Below are 459 nucleotides of genomic sequence, written 5' to 3'. Positions count from 1 at the left end.
GATAGCGCTTTACCTTGACGAACAAGTACACCGGCTGATGGAAAATCGCCAAATCCCGTACTTTTCTTGTCCGTTTGTCGTGGACAGAGGAAGTGGCAAATCCACAATGAGGGCAGCGCTCCTGGGTTTCTGTTTTCTCTACATGAATCGCATAACCATAGGAATGAAGTTCTTGTTTAATCACTTTCAATTCTGGCAATCCTAGTGGTATCGAAAGCACTTACGAGACCTCCTTAATGTTTATTTCACCGCTAACATTATTGCCAGGATCTCGTCAGTGCTTTCTCTTTTTTGTCACTAAATCACAAAATTTGGTGATGAACCTTATTTTTGGCTCTTCACCACAAGTTGTACTTGAGATTTTAAGATAGGTATGCATAGGGAAAATAGAGGATACAAAAAATGCGAATTTTCCTGTATGGTAAAGGTGACCAAACCAAACCAAACCATTGGAGGAAA

General features: G+C 40.5%; 2 protein-coding genes. Both read right to left on the bottom strand.

Going from position 1 to position 459, the window contains the following annotated elements; genetic code table 11:
• Positions 1-220, bottom strand: a 220-nt coding sequence (locus ETC02_RS16940) for a transposase family protein (RefSeq protein WP_171698473.1), incomplete at its 3' end; no start/stop codon positions are given.
• Positions 221-274: 54 nt separating this feature from the next.
• On the bottom strand, positions 275-459 hold a 185-nt coding region (locus ETC02_RS17560), incomplete at its 5' end, for a hypothetical protein (RefSeq protein ID WP_216367878.1).

The sequence above is a fragment of the Geobacillus sp. DSP4a genome, assembly GCF_013096875.1.
In the GTDB taxonomy this organism is placed as follows: domain Bacteria; phylum Bacillota; class Bacilli; order Bacillales; family Anoxybacillaceae; genus Geobacillus; species Geobacillus thermophilus.
The sequence above is the reverse complement of the archived record's forward strand: the minus strand, read 5'-3'. Positions and strand labels throughout refer to the sequence as shown.